Origin of the sequence: Pseudomonas sp. SB113, from assembly GCF_040754745.1 — a bacterium.
GTDB classification, from domain to species: domain Bacteria; phylum Pseudomonadota; class Gammaproteobacteria; order Pseudomonadales; family Pseudomonadaceae; genus Aquipseudomonas; species Aquipseudomonas grimontii.
Map to the genome: position 1 here is coordinate 1 of NZ_JBFMHW010000080.1, position 649 is coordinate 649.

General features: G+C 60.7%; 1 protein-coding gene. It reads right to left on the reverse strand.

Annotated elements, in window-relative coordinates; genetic code table 11:
• Window positions 1-500, reverse strand: a 500-nt coding sequence (locus AB1462_RS31505) for a hypothetical protein (protein ID WP_367248980.1), incomplete at its 3' end; no start/stop codon positions are given.
• Window positions 501-649: the final 149 nt, after the last annotated feature.

The following is a 649-nucleotide window of genomic DNA, read 5'->3' on the forward strand; positions in this document are numbered from 1 at the left end:
TAATAGCGCTTGCCGCGCGGCACGTTTGAAAGGTCCAGCCCGGTTTCTTCGCCCACTTCGCGGATCATGTTCGCATCAACCTGAACGAGCCCATCGGCAAAATCGTCAGGTTCGAAAGACCCCGCAGCGAAATACACCCGCCCCGCATTGATCGTATGCGCGCCCATGCGGATCGCCACCAGCGCGTTGTCCTCAGCCACCAGAACCGCATGCGCAAAGGCATGTTCCGCGCTGGAAACGGAGCGGTTGCCGCGCCAGTAAAGGAACGTCGCAAAGCGCACCGCATGACAGCGCCCGACCAGACGGTTGTCGCGATACGCCAGTTCGGAAAGCAGAACGACGGTGCCGTCGAACACGGCTGGTTTCGCCGCCTTGTCAGCGAGCCAATTTTCCTCGATTGCCGGGAGATTGTCTCTCTCGAACGGATGTTGTTCCGGCACGAGCCGCACATCGACGCTGTCGACGGGCAAGATGACGTTGCGCGGAAGATCGAATGCCATACTTCTGAATACCTATTTTACGTCGAGCGTTACCGCGACCGGGCAGTGATCCGACGCCTTCGGCCTGTCCCAGCCGGCGCGTGGAAACCGCTCCACCTCCTGCCCCGGCGGGAAAATCGTCCGGTATGGCTGACCGCCGCGAATGATGT